The organism is Pseudomonas sp. GM80, assembly GCF_000282515.1.
In the GTDB taxonomy this organism is placed as follows: Bacteria; Pseudomonadota; Gammaproteobacteria; order Pseudomonadales; family Pseudomonadaceae; genus Aquipseudomonas.
This window is the reverse complement of record NZ_AKJD01000167.1, coordinates 21406-41795: the sequence shown is the minus strand read 5'-3', so window position 1 is coordinate 41795 and position 20390 is coordinate 21406. Positions and strand designations below refer to the sequence as shown.

The 20390-nt window shown below is 61.5% G+C and carries 20 protein-coding genes and 1 riboswitch; of the genes, 6 read left to right on the top strand and 14 right to left on the bottom strand.

Going from position 1 to position 20390, the window contains the following annotated elements; all coding sequences use genetic code 11:
- Positions 1 to 26: 26 nt before the first annotated feature.
- The 9 genes from PMI37_RS23290 to PMI37_RS23250 all read right to left on the bottom strand — a co-directional run bounded on the left by PMI37_RS23290 (position 27) and on the right by PMI37_RS23250 (position 8121).
- Entirely contained in the window at positions 27 to 458 is a 432-nt protein-coding gene (locus PMI37_RS23290) for a bleomycin resistance protein (protein WP_008085605.1), read from the bottom strand.
- A gap of 21 nt (positions 459 to 479) precedes the next feature.
- Positions 480 to 1157 carry a hypothetical protein gene (locus PMI37_RS23285; RefSeq protein WP_008085603.1) on the bottom strand — a complete coding sequence of 226 codons (678 nt, stop codon included), beginning with the start codon at positions 1155 to 1157 and terminating at the stop codon, positions 480 to 482.
- A 15-nt stretch (positions 1158 to 1172) separates the two neighbouring features.
- Entirely contained in the window at positions 1173 to 1499 is a 327-nt protein-coding gene (locus tag PMI37_RS23280) for an isochorismate lyase (RefSeq protein ID WP_008085601.1), read from the bottom strand.
- A 32-nt stretch (positions 1500 to 1531) separates the two neighbouring features.
- Entirely contained in the window at positions 1532 to 2608 is a 1077-nt protein-coding gene (locus PMI37_RS23275; protein ID WP_008085599.1) for an NAD(P)/FAD-dependent oxidoreductase, read from the bottom strand.
- Between the two features lie 66 nt (positions 2609 to 2674).
- The gene (locus PMI37_RS23270; protein ID WP_008085597.1) at positions 2675 to 2875 is read right to left on the bottom strand and encodes a PLD nuclease N-terminal domain-containing protein; all 201 of its coding nucleotides are present in this window, start codon (positions 2873 to 2875) and stop codon (positions 2675 to 2677) included.
- A 50-nt stretch (positions 2876 to 2925) separates the two neighbouring features.
- Positions 2926 to 3846: an ABC transporter substrate-binding protein gene (locus tag PMI37_RS23265; protein WP_008085595.1), complete on the bottom strand. Its 921-nt coding sequence runs from the start codon at positions 3844 to 3846 to the stop codon at positions 2926 to 2928.
- The gene (locus tag PMI37_RS23260) at positions 3843 to 4202 is read right to left on the bottom strand and encodes a (2Fe-2S) ferredoxin domain-containing protein (protein WP_008085592.1); all 360 of its coding nucleotides are present in this window, start codon (positions 4200 to 4202) and stop codon (positions 3843 to 3845) included. Before PMI37_RS23260 ends, PMI37_RS23265 begins: the two co-directional genes overlap by 4 nt.
- On the bottom strand, positions 4202 to 6139 hold the full coding sequence (locus PMI37_RS23255; protein ID WP_008085590.1) for a TonB-dependent receptor plug domain-containing protein: 1938 nt from the start codon (positions 6137 to 6139) through the stop codon (positions 4202 to 4204). The genes PMI37_RS23260 and PMI37_RS23255 overlap by 1 nt, the downstream gene beginning before the upstream one ends.
- Positions 6140 to 6232: 93 nt before the next feature.
- Positions 6233 to 6438, bottom strand: a riboswitch (cobalamin riboswitch).
- 99 nt (positions 6439 to 6537) lie between these two features.
- Positions 6538 to 8121 carry an EAL domain-containing protein gene (locus PMI37_RS23250; RefSeq protein ID WP_008085589.1) on the bottom strand — a complete coding sequence of 528 codons (1584 nt, stop codon included), beginning with the start codon at positions 8119 to 8121 and terminating at the stop codon, positions 6538 to 6540.
- A gap of 253 nt (positions 8122 to 8374) precedes the next feature.
- Here PMI37_RS23250 and PMI37_RS23245 point away from each other — a divergent pair, with 253 nt between their 5' ends.
- From PMI37_RS23245 to PMI37_RS23235, 3 genes are all read left to right on the top strand, one after another.
- The gene (locus PMI37_RS23245) at positions 8375 to 12208 is read left to right on the top strand and encodes an autotransporter outer membrane beta-barrel domain-containing protein (protein ID WP_008085586.1); all 3834 of its coding nucleotides are present in this window, start codon (positions 8375 to 8377) and stop codon (positions 12206 to 12208) included.
- Between the two features lie 654 nt (positions 12209 to 12862).
- Complete coding sequence (locus PMI37_RS23240; protein ID WP_008085584.1) at positions 12863 to 13990, top strand: saccharopine dehydrogenase family protein; 1128 nt, start codon at positions 12863 to 12865, stop codon at positions 13988 to 13990.
- 2 nt (positions 13991 to 13992) lie between these two features.
- A complete protein-coding gene (locus PMI37_RS23235; RefSeq protein WP_008085582.1) occupies positions 13993 to 14484 on the top strand; it encodes a DUF2269 family protein in 492 nt (163 codons plus the stop codon).
- Here PMI37_RS23235 and PMI37_RS23230 read toward each other — a convergent pair.
- The 3 genes from PMI37_RS23230 to PMI37_RS23220 are packed head-to-tail and all read right to left on the bottom strand — an operon-like array spanning position 14468 to position 16244.
- A complete protein-coding gene (locus tag PMI37_RS23230) occupies positions 14468 to 14944 on the bottom strand; it encodes a thiol-disulfide oxidoreductase DCC family protein (RefSeq protein ID WP_008085580.1) in 477 nt (158 codons plus the stop codon). The two genes, PMI37_RS23235 and PMI37_RS23230, sit on opposite strands and share 17 nt — an antisense overlap.
- A gap of 50 nt (positions 14945 to 14994) precedes the next feature.
- Positions 14995 to 15735, bottom strand: coding sequence for a hypothetical protein (locus PMI37_RS23225; RefSeq protein ID WP_008085579.1), 741 nt, complete (start codon positions 15733 to 15735; stop codon positions 14995 to 14997).
- Positions 15736 to 15782: 47 nt separating this feature from the next.
- A complete protein-coding gene (locus PMI37_RS23220; RefSeq protein ID WP_008085578.1) occupies positions 15783 to 16244 on the bottom strand; it encodes a hypothetical protein in 462 nt (153 codons plus the stop codon).
- A gap of 286 nt (positions 16245 to 16530) precedes the next feature.
- Here PMI37_RS23220 and PMI37_RS23215 point away from each other — a divergent pair, with 286 nt between their 5' ends.
- Positions 16531 to 17343, top strand: a complete 813-nt coding sequence (locus PMI37_RS23215; RefSeq protein WP_045123251.1) for a carbon-nitrogen hydrolase family protein — start codon at positions 16531 to 16533, stop codon at positions 17341 to 17343.
- An 83-nt stretch (positions 17344 to 17426) separates the two neighbouring features.
- Positions 17427 to 18527 carry a polyamine ABC transporter substrate-binding protein gene (locus PMI37_RS23210; RefSeq protein ID WP_008085576.1) on the top strand — a complete coding sequence of 367 codons (1101 nt, stop codon included), beginning with the start codon at positions 17427 to 17429 and terminating at the stop codon, positions 18525 to 18527.
- A 24-nt stretch (positions 18528 to 18551) separates the two neighbouring features.
- Here PMI37_RS23210 and PMI37_RS23205 read toward each other — a convergent pair whose 3' ends face one another.
- Entirely contained in the window at positions 18552 to 19526 is a 975-nt protein-coding gene (locus tag PMI37_RS23205) for an alpha/beta hydrolase fold domain-containing protein (protein WP_008085575.1), read from the bottom strand.
- Positions 19526 to 19966 carry a tryptophan-rich sensory protein TspO gene (gene tspO, locus PMI37_RS23200; RefSeq protein ID WP_008085574.1) on the bottom strand — a complete coding sequence of 147 codons (441 nt, stop codon included), beginning with the start codon at positions 19964 to 19966 and terminating at the stop codon, positions 19526 to 19528. The genes PMI37_RS23205 and tspO overlap by 1 nt, the downstream gene beginning before the upstream one ends.
- A gap of 185 nt (positions 19967 to 20151) precedes the next feature.
- On the opposite strand from tspO, the gene PMI37_RS23195 reads away from it, so the two are divergent.
- Entirely contained in the window at positions 20152 to 20388 is a 237-nt protein-coding gene (locus PMI37_RS23195; protein ID WP_008085573.1) for a hypothetical protein, read from the top strand.
- Positions 20389 to 20390: the final 2 nt, after the last annotated feature.

Genomic DNA, 20390 nt, shown 5'->3' with positions numbered 1-20390 from the left:
AGTTGGGGTGATCGTCGAGCGGTGTCTCAGCCAGGACAAATGGTTCGTTCGCCCAGGCGTTCAACCAATCGGACGAGATAGCCATCCGGGTCCTGGACGATGAATTCGCGCTGGCCGACCTCGACACTGTCAGCCCGATACCAGGTGTCCTTGCAGGCACGGAAAAGGCCGAACCCTGCCTGCTCCAGATTGTTGAGGATGGGAGCAACTGCCACCACGTCGATCTGCAGGTTGATGCCCCGCCCAAACGGCTTGCTCAGCGCTGCAGTCAACCACTGCTCGGCGCTCGGATCAACCTGTTCAAGCATCACTTGCGCGCCATTCAGGTCGAGGTAGGCAAAGCCATCTTCGGCGCGTTGGTAGGCGATATTGAATCCCAGGCAAGCCACCCAGAATGCCAGGCTGGCTTGCAGGTCGCTGACCATCAGTTCCGGAACCAGTGTGTTGCGTTCGAGCATGAGTAGACTTCCGTTTCAAAGTTAATCGCCCGTCGCGAGGTACGCGTCTTGGGTGTCATGCAGTACGTGTGCCGTGTCGAGTGCGTGGCGGACGATGCGCAGTTCTTCGCCCGTGAAGCGTTTTCTGCCGATTTGCTGATACATGCCGCCGGGGTCGCTGTGCAAGGAGAAAAAACCGAAAATCTGCTCCTCGGTGACCTCAAGAATCAACTCCATAAACGCTTCGTGTCTGGCGCTCGCGTTCAGGTAGGTCAAGCCGTCGACGACAGCACTGCCACACGCGGTCAGCTCCTGCCACGCCAGCGCATTGTGCTGCAAATGCCATGCGCCTGAGCCCTCCGGCAGTGCGCGCAGCGTCGAGAGCAGGTTCTCGCGGGACAGAACACTGAGTTCAAAGCGATGTTTGCCCATGCTCAGATGCATCGAGGACGCTGAAGATGGCACCGGCCTGACGACGCGGGCTTGCAACAAGTAGCTATGGGCGATTTCCGAGGGTTGTTCACTCCAGCCATTCAAGTCCGAGACGGGCGGGCACCAGATGAGCTGCAGGGTTTCACCGATGTGCAGCGTGTCGTGGTGGTCGAAATACGCGAAGGTTGTTTGACCCGCGCGCGGCACAATGTCCGCGAGGTGGATAATCGGCGCGCTGTAGTCAATGCCTTGGTCGAGAGACCAGAACATCGGGCAGTAGATTTTCATCGTCGAACACTCGGGTTACTGCGGGGAGTCCGATTGAAGCGCCGCCCAATGCCTCATCTCTTCAGCAATGAAATGGTTGACCAGATCGCTGTACATTTTCTCGATGGCATCCGGGTTCAAGCCCTCGGCCTCAGCCCATTCACGACGGGTCGCCAGCATGGCGTTGAAGCGCTCCGGCGCACGCACCGACGTTGCCGAAGTCTTGAATTTCGAGGCCGCCAGCACGTACTGAAAGCGCTGGCCCAGCAACTCGATGACCTGGTGATCGAGTCGATCGATTTCTCGGCGAATGTCCTGCATGTTGGCGCAGTCGGCGGGGGGGATTGGCTTGATGACGTCCATGTGCATTCTCTTTAAAAGTGCGCAAGTGTAAATCAAACACTTGTCGATTTTTCCAGGAATCGTTGCGGACGGCACGGCACCAGCGCCGCTGCGAGCACTCCATCGACGATCTCTTCGCTGACCAGACGACCCACCGTCGCCGCCAAAGTAACGCCGGGATGCATGACGCAGACGTAGGCGCCGTCGATGCCGGGCAGATAACCGACAATGGGCACGCCGTCTTCAGGCATGGGCCTGAGTCCGATGCACGCGATGTCCGGCTCGATGGCGGTGATCGCGCCAAGTTCGTGCTGAATGGCTTTGGCGGTTTGCAGCGCGATGGCCATCGGTTGATGGTCGGGCGCATCGCTCACGTAATCTTCTGCGGCAAGCAATGTTCCATCGGCGCCTTGACGCACTTCCATGGCAGGGCTGGAGATGATGCCGTTGATCAGATCCGCCTGAGCCTTGTAGCGGATGAACAGCGCAGGGGAGGCTGCCAGTGGCAGGCTGATGTTGAGCATTGCTGCCAGAGCGCGGATGCCGGTGCCCGCTGCGAGAATCACCGTATCGGCAGCGATGCTGCCCGTTGCGGTCTCGACGCCGGTCACGGTGGCATTGTGCGTTGTGAAACCCGACACCGGGGTCTGCGTCAGTAATTTCGCGCCAAGCGCCTGAGCGGCGGCGATCAGCACATGGGTCGCCTGTACCGCGTCCAGCGCACCTTCTTCGGCTTTGTACAAAGCCTGCTGCGTGGGATGTTTGAGGTTGGGCTCAAGGCGCTGAATCTCGGCGCGCGATAATAGCGATACTGACGCCGAGGCGCCGCAAGCCTTTATCACGTCTGCAGAATAAGACAGCGCACCGGTCCAGCGAATGTTCAGCGCTGGCAGCTGTGTTTCGAGACGGTGGTACGCGTCGATCGCCGTGCCACGCAGCAATGCGATCGGGTCGTGCCCGAGGTGGGTGGTGTTGATCCATGCAAATGAACGCCCGGTGACACCGCTCGCGATCTCACCGGCCTCGATCACCGTAACCTGCGCGCCTTTCGCCGCCAGGTGATACGCCAGCGAGGCGCCGACGATGCCGGCGCCAATCACCACGATGCGCTTGTTTGCTCCCTTGCCCATGCCCACCACCTCCGTGTTGTCGACCGATGACGGTACTACAACCGGAGTTCAGGGTGGTTGGCAATATCAGGCAGAAGTGTGGCTGACATGCTTGGGCCCGGCCAATGCCCACGCAATCAAGCCGAACAGCGGTACAAACACGATCAATACGATCCACACGCCCTTGTTACTCGATTTCCCCTCGCTCTTGCGCACCCGATTGATGGCCCAAAGCTCGATAAGCAGAAGAACTGCCGCCAGTACGATCCACACGGTTTCGATATGCATTGGCTACCTCCTGATGGTCTATGCGTTAGGTGGCGTGTGGCGGGGCGGGTTCATTTATTTTTATCGAGCGCTGCGAGTTTGCGCGCCAGATCGAGCGCAACCCGCCCGCTGTTCAGCGTGGGCAGCAAGTGGGTAAAGGGGATGTCGATCAGGCGGTTCTCGCGCACGGCGCGCAGTTGCGACAGCACCGGATCGTGGCTCAGCAGATAGCGTTTGCGGCGGGCCGGTGACCATTCGGCGTCGGCCAGCAGGATCACGTCCGGGTCGCTGGCGAGCAGGGTTTCGCGGCTCACCGTCACCCGGTACAGGTTAATCTCGGCGAAGACATTGCGGGCGCCGGCAGCGGCCAACAGCGGGGTGACGAAGCCGCGCTGGCCTTCGCTGTCGAGGCCTTTGACTTCGCTGTCGAGATAGAACACCGACAGCGGTTTTTCCGTGCCGACCAGCGCGCGCACGCTGGCGAGGTCCGCGTCCATGGCGTCGATCAGTTGCCGAGCCTGCTGCTGTTTGTCGAGTAACTGGCCCAGGGTCAGCAGGTCGTTGCGCACATGCCCGAAGTAATCCAGTGAATGCCCGGCGCAGGCCGACTCCAGCAAGTACGAGCCGACGCCGTTGCGCGCCAGCCCCGAGCGCGATGTCACGCCGTGACCAAACGCGGTGGCGAAGCCGCCGATCACCAGGTCCGGCCGCTGCGCGTACAACACTTCGCTGGCCGGGTACTGACGGGCGATCACCGGCACGCCGAAGTACTCAGCCGGACGCTGGCCGGCATCGGTGTCGTCCAGATACGCCACGCCAACCAGCGCAGGGCCGGCCCCCAGCGCCAGAACGATGTCCGCCGCGTGCTGATTGAGCGCGACGATCCGTGACGGCGGCGCGGCGTTCCAGGTTTCGCCGCAGTTGCGGTAACTGTCGGCCAATACCGGTGCTGCGCCGAGCAGGGCTGCCAGGCATAACCCAAGCGTTTTCATGGCCGCGCCCTGATCAGCAAATCCTCGACCACTTCACCCCCGACCAGATGCACCTCGACCAACCGCTGCACGTCAGCCTTGCTGTGCACGCCATACCAGCACGTCTCCGGGTACACCGTCAGCACCGGCCCCAAATTGCACGGGAACTGGCAATGCGTGCGGGTCAGCAACACGCCGCCCGGCGTCTCGATGCGGTCATGTTCCAGCAAGTGCCGGCGCAGGGTTTTCCATAACTGCTGGGCACCGCGCTGGGTGCAGCGCGGGCCGGTGCAGATGAACACGTGGCGGGCATGCGCCGGCACGTGCGACCAGTCCGGGTGCGTGTCGACGCCGTCGATGGTTTTGATCTGACTCATCAGAAGCGATACGTGTAGCGCACTTCGGAGGTGAACGGCCGCCCGAGGTTGTCGACGTTGCTCGAACGGCTGGTGACGTAATTGCGGTCGAACAGGTTTTCCACCAACAGGCTGACGCGGTGCTGATGGGCGCTGTCGAGGTAGCGATAGGCGTCGGCATCCACCACCGAATAATGACCGTACTCGACCTGCTTCGAACTGGTGATGTCGCGGATATAACGGATCGCCCCGCCAGCGCCCCACAGGCGATTTTCCGACTCATAACCCACGCGCGAGCGGGCGAAGAAGCTCGGAATGTCATTGATGGTCACGCCCGTGCGCGACTCGGTGAGGTTGCGGGTCATGTCCGCCTGCACACTCCATTGGTCATTGAGCGCCAGTTTGGCGTCGGCCTCGAAACCGCGCATGCGGATCTGCCCTTCACCGTTGACCCACTGAATGTCGTCGAGGGTAATCAGGTCGTCGATCTTGCGTTTGAACAGGGTCACGCTGGCGCTGAATTCGCGGTCGAGCAAAAAGCCTTTGTAGTCGAGGCCCAGCTCGGCATTGCGGCTTTTTTCCGGTTTGAGGTTGCGGTTGCCAAGCTCGTCGCCCGGTTCGTTGACGAACAGTTGCTCGGCATTCGGCAGCTTGTAGGCGCTGCCGTATTGACCGCGCAGCGACCAGTTGTCGTTGAGGTCATACAGCGAAGTGAGCATGCCGACCGTGGCGCTGTCGCCGCCGCCCATGGCTTCGTGACGGACGCCGATGCTGGGATGCCAGTCGGGCAGGGCGTCGATCTGCGGGCGCAATTGCGTATAGATCGCGTGAGCCTCGGCCTTGTCGTTGTCAATGATCAGCACATCGTCCTGACCCTTGAACCATTGGTTGTCGCTGCCGAACACCAGCACATGGCCGCCGGGCAGTTCAGCCTTGCCTTCGGCCTGCACGCCCCAGTCAGTGAAACCCCAGTAGTCGTTGTGATTGATGACTTTGGTGGCGCCGCCCGCGACATTGTTGACGCGGGTGTAACGCGTATCCCAATCGTTGATGTGGCCTTTGACGAAGTAGCTGAAGCGCTCGTTGAGGCTCTGTTCGAACGTCGCGGTAGCGATCTGCTGCACACGGTCGTTGGTGGTGTTGTGATTGTCCACCGGGCGGGCGAAATCGAGGTTGGCGTCGGCGTATTGATAAAACAGCTCCAGCCGCGAATCGTCGCCGAACGACTGGATCGCCTTGCCACCGAACGTGGTGACTTCGTAGGCACGGTTTTTCTCGGTGACGTTTTTCAGGTCGCGGTTGCGATACGGTTGATAACCGTCGGAGACGTTGTGGCTGACGTACGCCAGCAAACCCAGATCGCCAAAACCGTTGGTGAAAATGTTCTCCACTCGCGCGTCTTCGGTGGTGCCGCCGAAGGTATCGACGCCCAGGTTCACTTCGCCCATGGCTTGGCGCGACTGCGGGCTGCGGGTGACGATGTTGATCACCCCCGACACCGCTTGTGTGCCGAACAACAGGCTCTGCCCACCCTTGAGCACTTCGATGCGCTCGATCGCGTTGGCCGGCAGGGTGTCAAGATAGAGGCCGCCGTACAGGCGATTGTTCAGGCGCACGCCGTCGAGCAGGATCAGCGTGTCGTCATTGCGCCCGCCCAGCTGCGAATAAGTGCCGTAGTCGAACGGGCCGTTTTTCGGCGCGACGTAGAGGCCGGGAATGAACATCTGCATGACCCGGCTGACGTCGGCACTCGGCCCGGCGCGTTCGATCTGTTCGCGGCTGACGATTTCGACTTTGCTGCCGTAATGCGCCATGTCGGCGACGGTGGTGGACTCCACCGACGGGGCGGAAACGATTTGCTGATTGAGTTCCAGCGCCGTGTCGTCGGCCAGCAACAGAGGGCTGAACAGGCAGCCAAACAGAAGGGTTGGAGCAGAGGTGTTGAAAGGTCGAATCATTGTCTTCTCGAAAAGGATCTTCGCAGAAGAGCATGCAGGAGAAGGCATCGCGCACAGCCAATACCGGCCCATGCCCGCCCACCGCAGGATTTTGCCAAACAGACATTTCGGGCCGGTCTCCGGGCTCGCGCGTATCGAGGCTTTCACCTTCCCATGGCCGTCTGGCCACAGTGGTTTGTTGAAAGCATCACGCGCCTACCGTTGCGGGGGCAGCACCGGACTTGTTCGATTCGAACGTACCGGTTTCCCGTTTCACCCCATGCACGGCGGCATGGGACACCTGAAACAGGGCGGCATCTGAACATTCGAAAGACCGTTCGTCAACTTCTGCGCACCTTCGGCAACTACTACGGTGATCCACGCAACTTCATGGTCTCGGTCAAGGCGCGCTTCTGACCTCAGGCCACACCCTCCAGCGCCGCATGGTCGATGACCACGTTGGCGCGCATTCGATAAAAGCGCAGAAACTCCTCGGCCGGCATCGGTTTGCCGAACAGCCAGCCCTGGCCGTAATGCACGCCGTGGTCGCGCAGGTAATCGCGTTGCGCCGCGGTTTCGATGCCTTCTGCGACGATCTTCAGGCGCAAGCTTTTGGCCATTTCGATGATGTGCCCGGTCACGGAACCGGTCGCCGCATCCTGATCGATGTTGTCGACGAACGACTTGTCGATCTTCAGCACGTCCAGCGGCAACTGCTGCACATGCTGAAGGCTGGAAAACCCGGTGCCGAAGTCGTCGATGGCCGCCAGATAACCGAGCGAGCGCGCCTGATTGACGGTGGCGCGGGCGGCGTCGATATCGACAAAACCGCGTTCGGTGGCTTCCAGCCAGATCTGCTTCTGCTGCACGCCGGCGTTGCGGACAGCCGCTTCCAGACCCGGCAGGAAACGACCGCTGCTGACATCCCTGGCCGCCAGATTGATCGCCACGTGCAGTTGCCGTTCCTTGACCAGCAGCGGACCGAGGTCGCGCATCACCGCATCGATCACCTGATCGGTGATCGGCAAAATCAGGCCACTGTCCTCGACCAGCGGAATGAACGCATCGGGGCGCACCAGCGTACCGTCCGGATGGCGCCAGCGCACCAGTGCTTCGGCGCCGACACAGGCGCCATCGCTGAGGTTGACGATCGGTTGGTAGTGCACGATGAACTCGCGATTGCGCACCGCCAGTTTCAGCTCAGCCAGCGGCGACAAGCGCTGCCGGGTGCGGCGGATGATCAGCAACACCAACACGCCGGCGAGCAAGCCGCCAATCGGCAACAGCAGCATTTCCCGACGAACCAGCCCCTGCATCAATTCATGGCGCGACAGCGTGGCGATGGCTACCCAGTCGCCGTTGTGCACGAGGGTGTACAGATAACCGTCTTCAAGGCCTGCGTGAGGGCCGGAGTGCACTCGACTCAGAAAATGCTCGGCCCCCGGGCGCGAGGCGCTGACCAGTTGGCCGGTCGCGGTCGCGACCGCCAGATGCAGATCGTCTTCGAGCATCACCTGGAGGAATTGCTCAGGGTCGACCAGCACATTGAACGCTGCATATTGCAGGGCCATCATCGGTTTGGCCGGGACGATGCGTGACTGCACACCGAGCGACACGCGCACGCCATCGGCGCTGGTGAAGTCTTCGCGCCAAGGGACGGCGTGATGGCCGACCGGCCCCCAGGAACCGCAGGCGTAAATCTCTTCTTCGACATAGCCGACTGACTTCACCGAGAAGGTGTTGATGGTCAGCAGGCGCATCTCATCGATGCTCTCGGGCGTGCACGGTACCAGGTGGGAACCGGCGATGGCTTTCAGCGCCCCGGCGGCTTCGTTGAACGTGCCATTGGCGCGGCTGGAGGCCACGGCGGCGAGGGTTTCCAGACGCTGTTGAGCAGACGCCAGATTGAGCATCCAGGCGAGGTAGCCCATCAGAATCACTGGCAGCAAGACACACGGAAACCCCAGGAGAATGCTCCCCCAGACGATGCGTTTTTTGTTCATTTGTCGCCACCTTGGCCACAGGCCTGTGACGTGCGCACAGCACGGCTGTATCCAGCAAAGACAGAGTACGGCGGCAGCGGTTTACCGATATTGCTGCAGATCAATGTCGGTGATGAATGGACTGAGCCTCGGTCGGTTTTGCTCCTTCTTTGGAAATAACTACTAAGGTCTATAGCTGTGATCAGCAGGCAACATTCAAGTGGCGCCGAGCGTGGCCCGTTCGCCGTGGATAACACCGGACAAGGAGGTTTTCATGCAACGTGTTTGCGAGCACTCCATCGGCGGGTTTGCCCCGCATTTGCTGCGCAGTGCCGTGGTGGTCGCCATGGCCAATGCGCTGATGCTGACAGACGCGCAGGCCGCCTGCGGACCGCTGGCGGCGGGTGCCTATAACGTCTCGCAAACCTGTATGCCCGCTGCGAATGTCGATGCGGCGATCAGCACTCAAGCGGGGACGAGCATTACCACCACGGCGGGGTCGTCACTGCTCAGCCGCAGCAACAACGCCAACACCACGCTGACCCTCAGCGGCACGACCATCGACAGCACTCCGCCCACGGCCGCGAACGCGGTGTTTGCCAACGTGATTGGCAGCACCGGCAACGCTGACCTGTCCGTCGATGGCGGTACCAACACGGTCAACGTCGGCGGGAGTGGGCTCGACGCCCTGGCAATCACCAACGCCGGCAGCGGGTCGTCGACGTTCTCGGTCAGTTCAGGCACCACGCTGAATATTCTCAACAGCGTGGTCGGCAACGAGCACGATGGCATCGACATCAACGCCAGCGGCGGCGGTGCGATCAACCTCAGCCATCAAGGCAGCGGGCAAATCACCTTGCTTGGCGGTAACGGCATCTGGACCAAGGCCACCGGCAGTGGCGAGAGCAACGTCAATGTGGGTGCCGGGGTGAGTATTCTGGTGAACAACGACGATGCGCTGTCTGCCGGGCTGCCGATCATCGACGATACCTTGCCGACTGCCGGCATCGGCAATCACGCCGGGGTTCACACCCGAGCGGTCAACGGCAACACCATCGTGGTGAGCGCCGCCAGCGTGCAAGCCATCGGCATGAACGCCTTCGGCCTCTTCACCGAAGGTGGCGCCGGCAATACCCGCCTGACCAATAACGGCACCCTCAGCACCAATGGCCTCAACGGTTTCGGCATTCGTTCCTTTTCCACGGTCGGCAGTATCGCCGTCGTCAACAACGGTGCGATCACCACTACCGGCGGTGCCGCCCACGGTATCTACGCCAACGACAACGTCGGTGGCAGCGGGTCGATCAGCATCGACAACAACGCGCCGATCACGGTGGGCAGCACCGCGAATACCGCCGGTTCAAGGGCGATCTACATCATCAAGCGCGGTACCGGCGATGCGACGGTCACCGGCAGCGGCAATCTCACCGTACTGGGCAGCCCCAACACCACGCGGGCTTACGGCATCATCGTCAGCGCTGAAAACAACAACGTGCTGATCGATTATTCCGGCGACATTTTTGCCAGTGGTTTTGGTGCGGGCGGCATTCGGGTCGACTCGACCGGTGGCAACGTGCGGGTCAACTATTCCGGCGACCGCATCGAAACACTGCACAGCAACGCCAACGGCATTTATGTCTCGACCCAGGCGCCGACGGGCACGGTCGACGTCAACGCTGGCGGTACGATTATTACCCATTCCGATGCCGGCTCAGGCGACGGCACCGGCATCGGTTCGTTTGGCATACAGGCGCTGACTTTGGGGGGCAATGTCGGCGTCACGTTTACCGGGCCGCTGATCGATGTCAACGGCGCTGGCGCGGCGATTCTGGTGGGCAATGCGTTCAACGCCGGCAGCGGCGTCGGCACGCTGAACGTCAGTAACAGCGGTGAGCTGATCGCGCGCGGCGATCAGCAGCGCGGTATTCGCACGTTGTCGGTCAGCGGCAGCCAAACCATCGTCAACAGCGGGGCGATCCAGACGCTTGGCGCCAGCAACAGTCAGGGGATTCTTGCGCAAGCTTCAGGCGCGGCGAGCCTTTCGCTGACCAACAGCGGGGCGATTACCAGCAAGGGCAGCGGCTCGTCAGCCATCGACGCGCTGACCGAGGGCGGCACGGTCAGCGTCAGCAACACCGCGACCCTGCAAGGTGGGCGCGCAGACAGCAGCGGCGTGGCCCTCGGCGGTGCGACGCAAACGTTGAACAACGCCGGCACGATCGGCGCGCTCAGCGATGTCGCGGTACGCGCCGATGCGACCACGCCGGGCACGGCGTTTTCGCTGAACAACACCGGGCAGATGACCGGTTCGGTGAATGCGGTGAGCGCCAGTAGTAACGTCAGCAACAGCGGCACCTGGACGCTGCGCAACTTTGTCGACAGTCGCGGTAGCGGCACGCGTGATACCTGGGGTGTCGCCACCGGTGATCTCGGTTCGGCCGGCAACAACAGCATTGATAACAGCGGGGTCATTCGCTTGGCGGCGCAACCGGCGCAACCGGCGCCGGGCATCGCCAGCTTCACTGCCAGCGGTGCCTATTTGCCCTTGGGCCAGGCAGCCAATACGCCGACACCGGGCGGGGCGGTGCAGGGGCAATTGCTCGGGGTGAGCCGTTTCACCCACAGCGGCACCCTCGACCTGGCCGCTGGCGGGAACATGGTCGGCAATGTCTTGCTGATCAGCGGTGCGAACACGGCCGGCACCGACGGTGGCGGGGTCTTCGTGTCCAACGGCGGCAGCCTGTTGCTCAACACCACATTGAACGGCGGCGGGGTGAACAGTCGCTCGGACATGCTGGTCGTCGACTCGACCACCACCGGCAGCGGCGGCGCCACCGGATTGGCAGTGAGCAATGTCGGCGGGCAGGGTGAGTTGACTCAGGGCAACGGCATCGCTGTCGTCGAACTGCTCAATAAAACCGAGGCGGCCAGCGACCCCAACGCGTTCCGTCTGGCCCGCCGGGTGGTCGCCGGGCCGTATGAGTATCGCCTGCAACAAGGTGCCGAGGACGGTAGCGCCAAGGACACCTGGTACCTGCGCTCGGATGCGCCGATCCCGGATGATCCGCCAGGCCCTGATCCCGAGCCAACGCCTGCGCACGTGCCCAATTACCGGCCGGAAGTGTCGTTGTACGGCGCGGTTCCGGCGCTGGCGCTGGTCTACGGCCGGACGATGGTCGACACCCTGCACGAGCGCGTCGGCGAAGAACGCCTGAATGCCGGCGATCCGTTGCCCAAGGACGATGAATCCACGCTGGCGCCGTCCATGGGCTGGGGGCGGGTGATCTATCGCAGTGGCAAACAGGATGGCGACACTAAAAACGCCTTGGGCAACACGCCCGAATACAACTACGACCTGACGGCTTTTCAGGTCGGCACTGACCTTTATCGCAAGGTCAGAACCGATGGCAGTCACGAGCAGGCCGGGATTTCCCTGTCGGCCGGCACGATCGACGCCGGCGTCAGCCACTACACCCGTCGCGCCGCCGGCGAAGACACCTTGCGGGCTTACGGCGTGGGCGCCTACTGGACGCACTTCGGCCCGTCCGGCTGGTACCTGGACGGTGTGCTGCAGGTCAACCGTTTCGACATCGAGGCCAAACCCAACGACCTCGGCAAACTGAAAACCCGTGGCTGGGGCTACACCGCGTCGCTGGAAAACGGCTACCCGTTCGAGGTCGACAAGGACTGGTACGTCGAACCGCAATTGCAGGCGATCTACAGCTACGTCGACCTCGACAGCAGCGACGACGTCGGCGCGAAAATCCGTTTTCGCGACGTCGACTCACTGATCGGCCGGGCCGGCGTGCGCATCGCCAAGGACTGGGACACCGAAGGCGTCGACAAGAGCGCACGGCGCACCAACGCGTGGATACGGCCGAGTGTCTGGCACGAATTCAAGGGCCAGCCGAAGACCGAGTTTTCCTCCGAGTCGGGTTACATCCCGTTCGAATCGGACATTCAGGGCACGTGGGGCGAGGTCAACGTGGGCGTGGATTACCAGGCCAATCGACGCACCACGTTTACCGCGTCGGCGGGATATCGCCAGGGCTTTGATGGCGACAGCCACGGGTATGACGCGATGCTCGGGTTCAAGATCAATTTTTAGGTACCCCCGACAACCCCGCGCAGTAATGCAAAACCCTGTAGGAGTGAGCCTGCTCGCGATGCGGTGGGTCAGTCGGCATCGTCGGCACAGGTCATCCGCTATCGCGGGCAAGCCCGGCTCCCACAGGATTCTCTGGTGGACATAGCCCAGCGCAGCACTGCAAAACACTGCGGGGATGGGCCTGCTCGCGATGCGGTGGGTCAGCCAATATCGTCGGCACAGGTCATCCGCTATCGCGGGCAAGCTCACTCCTACAGGTTTCTCGGGTGTAGACAAAACTGGACAACACGGCAAAACACTGCGGGGATGGGCCTGTTTGCGATGCGGTGGGTCAGCCGATATCGTCGGCACAGGTAATCCGCTATCGCGGGCAAGCCCGGCTCCCACAGTGTTCTCTAGTGCGCACAACCCTGCGCAGCACTGCAAAACCCTGTAGGAGTGAGCCTGCTCGCGATGCGATGGGTCAGCCGGTATCGTCGGCACAGGTAATCCGCTATCGCGGGCAAGCCCGGCTCCTACAGGTTTCTCGGGTGTAGACAAAACTGGGCAACACGGCAAAACACTGACCGCGCGGTCGGCGTGATCGGAATGGCTTGCTGGCGCGCGGCCCTATATTCTTCCGGCGTGTAATCGAATTGTTTAGGGAAGCATTGCATGCCGTTCAGGGTCATGGTCGTCGGTGGATATGGAAATTTCGGCAGCATCGTCTGCAGGCATTTGGCGCAGATGCCGGGTGTGCAATTGCTGCTCTCGGGCCGTGACCGGCTGAAGTTGCAGCGCAAGGTCGATGAACTCAACAGCCACGCCGGCACGGTCGCCGAAGGCTGGTGTGGCGATGCCATGGGCGCCGAGTTCAGAGCGGCGTTGCGCGCGATGGACATTCAGTTGGTCATCCACACCGGCGGGCCGTTTCAGGGGCAATCCTATGCGGTCGCCGAGAACTGCATCGCGGCGGGCGTGAACTACTGCGATCTGTCTGACTGCCGCACATTCGTCAATGGCATTGGCGTGCTCGATGCCCAGGCGAAACAGGCGGGCGTGGCGATTCTCAGCGGCTGCAGTTCGGTGCCGACGCTGTCGTCGGCGATCATCGATCAGCAGCGCTCGCGTTTCTCGCGCATCGACGTGATCGAACACGGCATTTCGTCGTCGGCGAAAATGCCCGGCCTGTCGACGATTGAAGGGGTGTTCGCCTACGCTGGCAAACCGATCAAGCAACTGAAAAACGGTCAAGTGCATGAGGTATTGGGCTGGCAGGATCTGACTTTGCGCAAGATGCCGCAGATGGGCACGCGTCTGTTGGCCAACGTCGATGTCCCGGACATGGACATTTTCGCCAGCCGCTATGGCGCGCAAACCCTCAGCTTCAAGGCTGGCGCCGGGCTAAAAATGGGCAGCCTCGCCAGCTATCTGCTGGCGCAGGCCTTGCGGCTGGGGCTAGTGCGTGACCATGCGCTGTGGGCGGCGCGATTGCACCGTCTCGGTACGCGTTTCGAACGGTTCGGCGATGGCAAAAGCGCGATGTACATCGATGTGCACGGCGTCGGTCTTGAGGCACAACCGTTGTCGATGACCGTGCAACTGACCGCCCTGAATGACAAGGGCCCGGAGATCCCCAGCTGCGCCGCTGTCGCCCTGGCCGCGAAAATGGCTCTGGGCTATGAGCCACAGGCTGGCGCACGACCGTGCGTGGGCGAAATCACCGTCGACGAATACATGGCCGCCATCAACGATCCGGACAACCTGAGCCTGTCCGTGCAGTTCTCTGACGGGCAGCGCTGAGCATGCTGTATCTGTGCTTGAAGTACCTGCACGTGATCGCCGCGATATTTTTGTTCGGCTTCGGCATGGGCTCGTTCCTCTACCTGATCGCCGCCAGTCGCACAGCCAACCCGGCAGTCATCGCGCACGTCGCGAGAATGGTCGTGCGTTTCGATACCTGGATTACCACGCCGGCAGGGTTTGCCCAGATCATCACGGGTTACCTATTGCTGAGGGTGTCGGGGCTGCCGATGAGCACGGAATGGGTGCTCACCTCGCTGATCATCTTCTTCAGCGTGGGCTCGCTGTGGCTGCCGGTCCTGGTGCTGCAAAAGAGGCTGTGCGGGATGGCGTTGACTGCTGACGCGGCTGGCGAGGGGCTGAATGACGACTTCCGCGCCGTGTACCAGAAATGGTTCTGGATGGGCGTTGTCGGGTTTGCCGGGATGTTTGTGATTGTGCTGATGATGGTGACGAAACTGTCGCCGGCGCAGTGGCTCAGTCTGCTGGGGTAGCGCTGGGTGGCGCGGCCATTTTCAAGAAGCGCTGCTCATGATCAGGACTCGGCAAGAGGCAGGTGTCGTACCGGCCGAACAACCGATAGCGATTGCGCGCAATCCGGTCGTACGCCCAATCGCGCAGCGTGCGCGGCACGATGCGCAGCCACCGGATGGGTTGCCAGCGGCCAGGCAATTGGCCGATGACTTCAAAAAACGCATCCGAACGCTCCCAGTAATGCCGGTCGCGGATCACCGCCATGGTGTCGAACTGATCCACCGGCAAACCGGCCCACGCCAGCAGCGCCTGACCCTCGGGCGACTGCACGGTCGCGAGGCGCACGCGGCGCTGGCGGTCATGCCGGATCAGAAAACGCGCCCAGCCATTGCACAGCTTGCACACGCCATCGAACAGCACGACCGTCTCGCCCGGTTTGAGCAGTGGCGCAGGGGCAGGGCGGGTTTGCGAGGCTGGCATCAGTGTGGGTCCGGATGAGACGGGTTATTCGCGATCATAACCGACCGTCTTCAACTGTAGTCGAATGTGAACAACACCAACCCTTCGACCGGTTCATAGAACATCACGATCAAGTCGGCACCGGCCGAGCGGTAATGCCAGCCCGGCACACTGGCCACGTGATAGAAACGATGGCCGGCCGGGCTCAGCGGATAGACGTTCGAGTCGCCCTCATCGACGTTGGTGTCGACGATGTCCATGGGGAATTCCACCGATTCCACCCAGTTCGCCCGACCATCCACGTCGCCGCCCAACTGCTGCACAAACTCGATCGGGTGAGTGCTGTCCCAGTCCATGCGCGCCAGTCTGCCGCTGCGTTTGAAACCCTCAGCAGCGGCGGCAAAAGCGCTGTGCTGTTCGGCGTAATGTTGCTGCAGATCAGCCCTGGCACCGGGATGCGGATCGGCCAGCTCGGCGTTGCCTTCGTGCAGGAAAAAGTAGCGCGGATCGCCGCACAGACGATAGCGCCCTTGTTCGATCTGAAAGCCGATCCAGTTGGTTTTCAGCAGGTCGCCGTGATAGCCATTCCACTCGGTCAGCTCGCCGACAAAGCACTCGTAGGGTTCCAGCGGGCTGAGCATGTGCGCCACCCCCGACCACTGTGGATTGACCTTGCTCAGGTCAATGCTGAACAGGGCGTGCAAGTGGTGCGCCAGCTCCGATTGATCCGCGACAAACACGTCTTCGGCGTTGGGGAACGGCAGCAGGCCTTCGGGGATTTGGGTGTAGTCGGGGGTTTGGATTTCGCTCATTCGATACAGTCCTTTGTGGTGTTGGCGTGGCAATGTTGACGGTGTGCTCAGTGTGAGTCGGTTTTTTTAGCGACGCAGCCTGGCGAATCGGATTCAATTTGGATCATGCCGACAGAAGCGGAAGGGCCTCCGTCGTAATCCCAACTCACCGGACCACCCACACTCACCAGATCGTAGATGTTGCTTTCGCCCAACACTTTGTAAGTGCGGCGATCATACAAACGGAAGAACGCCGGGAATTCCCAAGAGCCAGGCCAAGTCTCAGACACCGTATCGTCGGGGTGGGTGTTGGAATGAAAAAAGCCGGGCAATACCCAGTACGGCCTGAATTGCTGGAGCCAATAGCAACCGTTTGGGCTGAACTGCGGTTCATGGGACGGCTCGGCCAGGGCTTTTTCCCACCATTGCGACGCCATCCACAACGCACCCCACGAGGTGACGCAGAACAGCAACGCCGCGAGGATGGATTTTTCCCGACGCAGATGGCGGGCGCTGACAATCCGTTGCATGAAGACATCCTGTCGCAAAAGTCGGCAATTGTGCAGGTTCCGGATCGACAGGCAAAGGGGGGGGCAGACCAAAAGCTCCCATACTGTAGGAGCTGCGGAACGCTGCGATCTTTTGATGTTGATGTTGGGGGGCAAAAGATCGCAGCCTCGTTGCACTCGTCAGCTCCTACAGGGGAGCGGTGGGATGGGGGCTACCCCTTTGGGGGTACTCACTCTGAGTGATAGGAAGTTTTGCCACGATCCGCATACTGGTCAGACACGGCGTTATTCACCTGAAGGTCTGACGATGCGATTAGAACTTGTACAAATGGCGGCGCGCGATGGCGATAGCGCTTACAACCTGGAGCGCGTTCTGCGAGCGATCGCCGACAGCGCGCCGGGCAGCGATATCGTGATGTTCCCCGAGTCGTCCATCACCGGTTTTCTCGACCACGACAACATTGCCCGACTCGCCGAGCCGGTGGACGGCGCGAGTGTCCAGACGATTTGCGCCGCCGCGCGGCAGCACGATGTCGCGGTGGTTGTCGGGTTGATCGAACGCGAGGGCGAGCGCTTCTACAACACCACGTTGCTGATCACCCCCGAGGGCGTGGCGCTGACTTACCGCAAGACCCACCTGTGGGTCGGCGAGCCCGGGCTGGTGTACCCCGGCGATCGTTTTACCACGGTGCAGTGGCGCGGAGTGCGCATCGGTCTGTTGATCTGCTACGACATCGAGTTCCCGGAAAGCGCCTGCGCACTGGCGGCGCTCGGCGCGCAGTTGATCCTGATCACCGACGGCAATATGGAACCTTACGGCCACCTGCACCACACCGCCGTCGCCGCGCGCGCCCAGGAAAACCAGGTGTTTGCCGCCATGGTCAACCGCGTGGGCGAAGGTGTTGGCGAAGTGTTCGCGGGCGGTAGCAGCGTCGTCGATCCGTTCGGCAGACGCCTGTTTGAAGCTGGCGCGCAAGAATCCCGGCACGTTGTGGACCTGGACCTGACACAGATCGCACCGTCGCGCGCGCTCTATGACTACCGCGCAGAAAAGCGCCTGAAACTGGCCGCTGCGGTCACTGAACACCCGGACGGTCGTCGCGAGCTGTTGATTCCCTGAGCGCTGAAACCGGTCTCGCTTTCCAAATAAAAACAACATCGCGGCGGACTGCCAATCGATGGCCGATTCGCCAGGAGCTCCCCATGAAACTCAAGCGTTTGCTGCACCTTGGCTTGTTCACTGTCTGCGGGTTGGGCGCAGCAGTCAGTTGGGCCCAGGGCCCCACGGTCAACTTCTACAACTGGTACGACTTCATCGCCCCCGAAGCCCCCAAAGACTACGAGAAGGAAACCAGCACACCGGTGCTGCTCGACACCTTCGACAGCGCGGAAGTCATGCAAAGCAAATTGATGGTCGGGCGCAGCGGCTACGATGTCGTCGTGGTTACCAACAGTGCGCTGCCCAACCTGATCAAGGCTGGCGTGCTGGCAGAACTCGATAACAGCCAGTTGAGCAACCGCTCAAATCTTGACCCCGACATCCTCGCCAAAGTGGCGCAGAACGACCCCGGAAATCGCTATTCGATTCCTTATTTGTGGGGCACCACGGGGATCGGCTACGACGTTGACCAGATGAAAAAAATCTTCGGCGACGAGACACCAGCGGACTCCTGGGACTTGATCTTCAAGGAAGAAAACATCAAGAAGCTCAGCCAGTGCGGCGTCGCCATGCTCGATTCGCCCGGCGAAATCATTCCGATCGCCTTGCACTACCTCGGCTTGCCGCCCGACAGCAGCAACCCGGATGACTACGCCAAAGCCGAAGCGCTGCTGCTGAAAATCCGCCCCTACATCACCTATTTCGACTCGTCGCGGTTCATCACCGATCTGGCCAACGGCAATATCTGCGCAGTGGTGGCGTGGTCCGGCGGCGTGTTCGACGCCAAGACCAACGCCGAGCGCGCCAAGAACGGTCGGAACCTGGCCTATCGCATCCCGCGTGAAGGCTCCTCGGTGTGGATGGAAACGCTGGTGCTGCTCAAGGATGCGCCGCACCCGCAGCAGGGCCTGAACTTCATCAACTACATGATGCGCCCCGAGGTCATCGCCAAGAGCTCGAACTACCTGGGCTACCCCAACGGCAACAAAAGTTCGCTGGCCTACGTTGAGGAAAGTTTGCGCAACAACCCGGACGTCTACCCGCCGGCCGCGACCCTGGCGACGCTGTTTCCTGCGCAGCCGTTGCCGCTGAAGATCGAGCGCATTCGTACGCGGGTCTGGAGCAAAGTCAAAAGCGGCACCTGAGCCCGCGGGAAAAAACTGCTTGCCTCATGGCAAGCAGCGCGCGGAGATCCATTGACGGCTGTAGGCCAACACGCTCTGCGCGATGGCCGTCGGGAAGTGGATAAAACCGTGGGGGCAGGACGGCAGCATGTGCATCTCGACGGGTGCCGATACTGCCCAGCGTTTGGCGATCTCTAGGGTGTCGTCCCGCAGTGGGTCCAGCTCACCGGCAAACAACAACGCCGGCGGGAAACCGCTGAAATTGCCATACAGCGGTGACAGCGGCGGCTGGCGACGCTCTTGGTCACTCAGCCCCGGCGTCAGCAGGCGCAGCGCTGGCACGATGCCTGGGCCATCGAGCAGCAAGGTTTCAGCAGGCGCCGTGCGCACGCTTGGCGTGCCGGTCAGATCGTAGAGGCCGTAATAGAGCAGCGCGCCGCTGATGCGTTGCAGCAGTTCGGGCGATGTTTGCAGCGCCAACAACGTCGCGGCCGCCAGATGCGCCCCGGCCGATTCGCCGACCACCACCACGGGCAAATCGGCAAACGCAGGGTCACGCAGCAACCCGCGCGTGGCGTGCAGGCAATCTTCCAGCAGGCCTTCAATCGGTGTCGACACGGCGAGCCGGTAATCGATCGACACCACCACGACCTCGCAGCTGTCGACGATGGCAAGGTTGAAGTTGTCGTTCATCTGCGCGTTGCCGATCACCCAGCCGCCGCCATGAAAATCCAGCACAACGCCTTTGGCTTTGCCCTTGGGCCGGATGATCCGCACGGCGACGGGAACGGCGCCGCCCTCGATCATCTTTCGTTCAGCGCTCAGGCCATGCTTGGGCAGGGGGCTGGGGCTAACCAACTGACTGGCGCGCAACAGCGCCTGAATCAGCCGTGGCGTGGTGCGATTGCGGATGCGAAAACGCGGCAACCAGGCGAGCTTCTTGTTGAACTCGCGCACCTGTGCCAACTCCCGTTCGCCCTGCGGCCAAGGTGCCGGGTTGCTCCCTGTAAAGTCGGTCATCAGCGGTTCTTGAGCAAAATGGAAAAATTCAACGCGGCGGCCACACACAACCACGCCAGATAGGGAAACAGGATCAAGCCTGTAATCACGTCAAGTTGCAACGCCACGACCACCATGGCCGCCACCACCAGCCACAACAACGCCAGAATGACCATCGCGGCCAAGACTTGGTGGGCGCCAAAAAACACCGGCGTCCACAAGGTGTTAAGCGCAATCTGCGCGGCCCATAACGCCAGCACCACTTGGCTCCCCGGGATCAGGGTCAAGCGGTAACCGGCCCAGGCCAGCAGCAGGTAAATCAGCGTCCAGGCCACGGGAAACGCCCAGTTCGGCGGGGTGAAGCGCGGTTTGACGAGGCCCTCGTACCAGGCGCCCGGTTTGAACATGACACCGGTGGTCGCCGCTGCGGCGCAGGCCAGAAGGAAAATGAAAAAGGTCATCGCCAGTCCTTAGCTGAAGTCAGCTGTTGGGGGAAGCCAAGCCGTGTCGGCCGTTAAACAGATGACGCCCCGTGACGCAAAAAGTTTTGCCGTGAGCGACGACTGTTTTTACGCCGGGCGTTGCAGTTGAACTAAAATCTGACTGACTCGTCAGGATATTAACTCCATCACACACGGGTGACCCCATGCACAATTTTCTGCTCGAATATCTGTTCAACGGCGAGCCGCGCCGCCACGTACTCGAAGTCAAACAGGCGCACCTCGCCGAACACGAGGCCGCGCTGCACCTGCTGGAACTGCACGTCGGCGACGCCGAAAACGGCCTGGTCATGCCCCCGGCGGACGCCACGCCGGAGCAGATTGTGCAGCAGGCGGAGGTCGTCGGGATCACGCAGGTTCGGATGGTCAAGCAAACGGTGTGAGG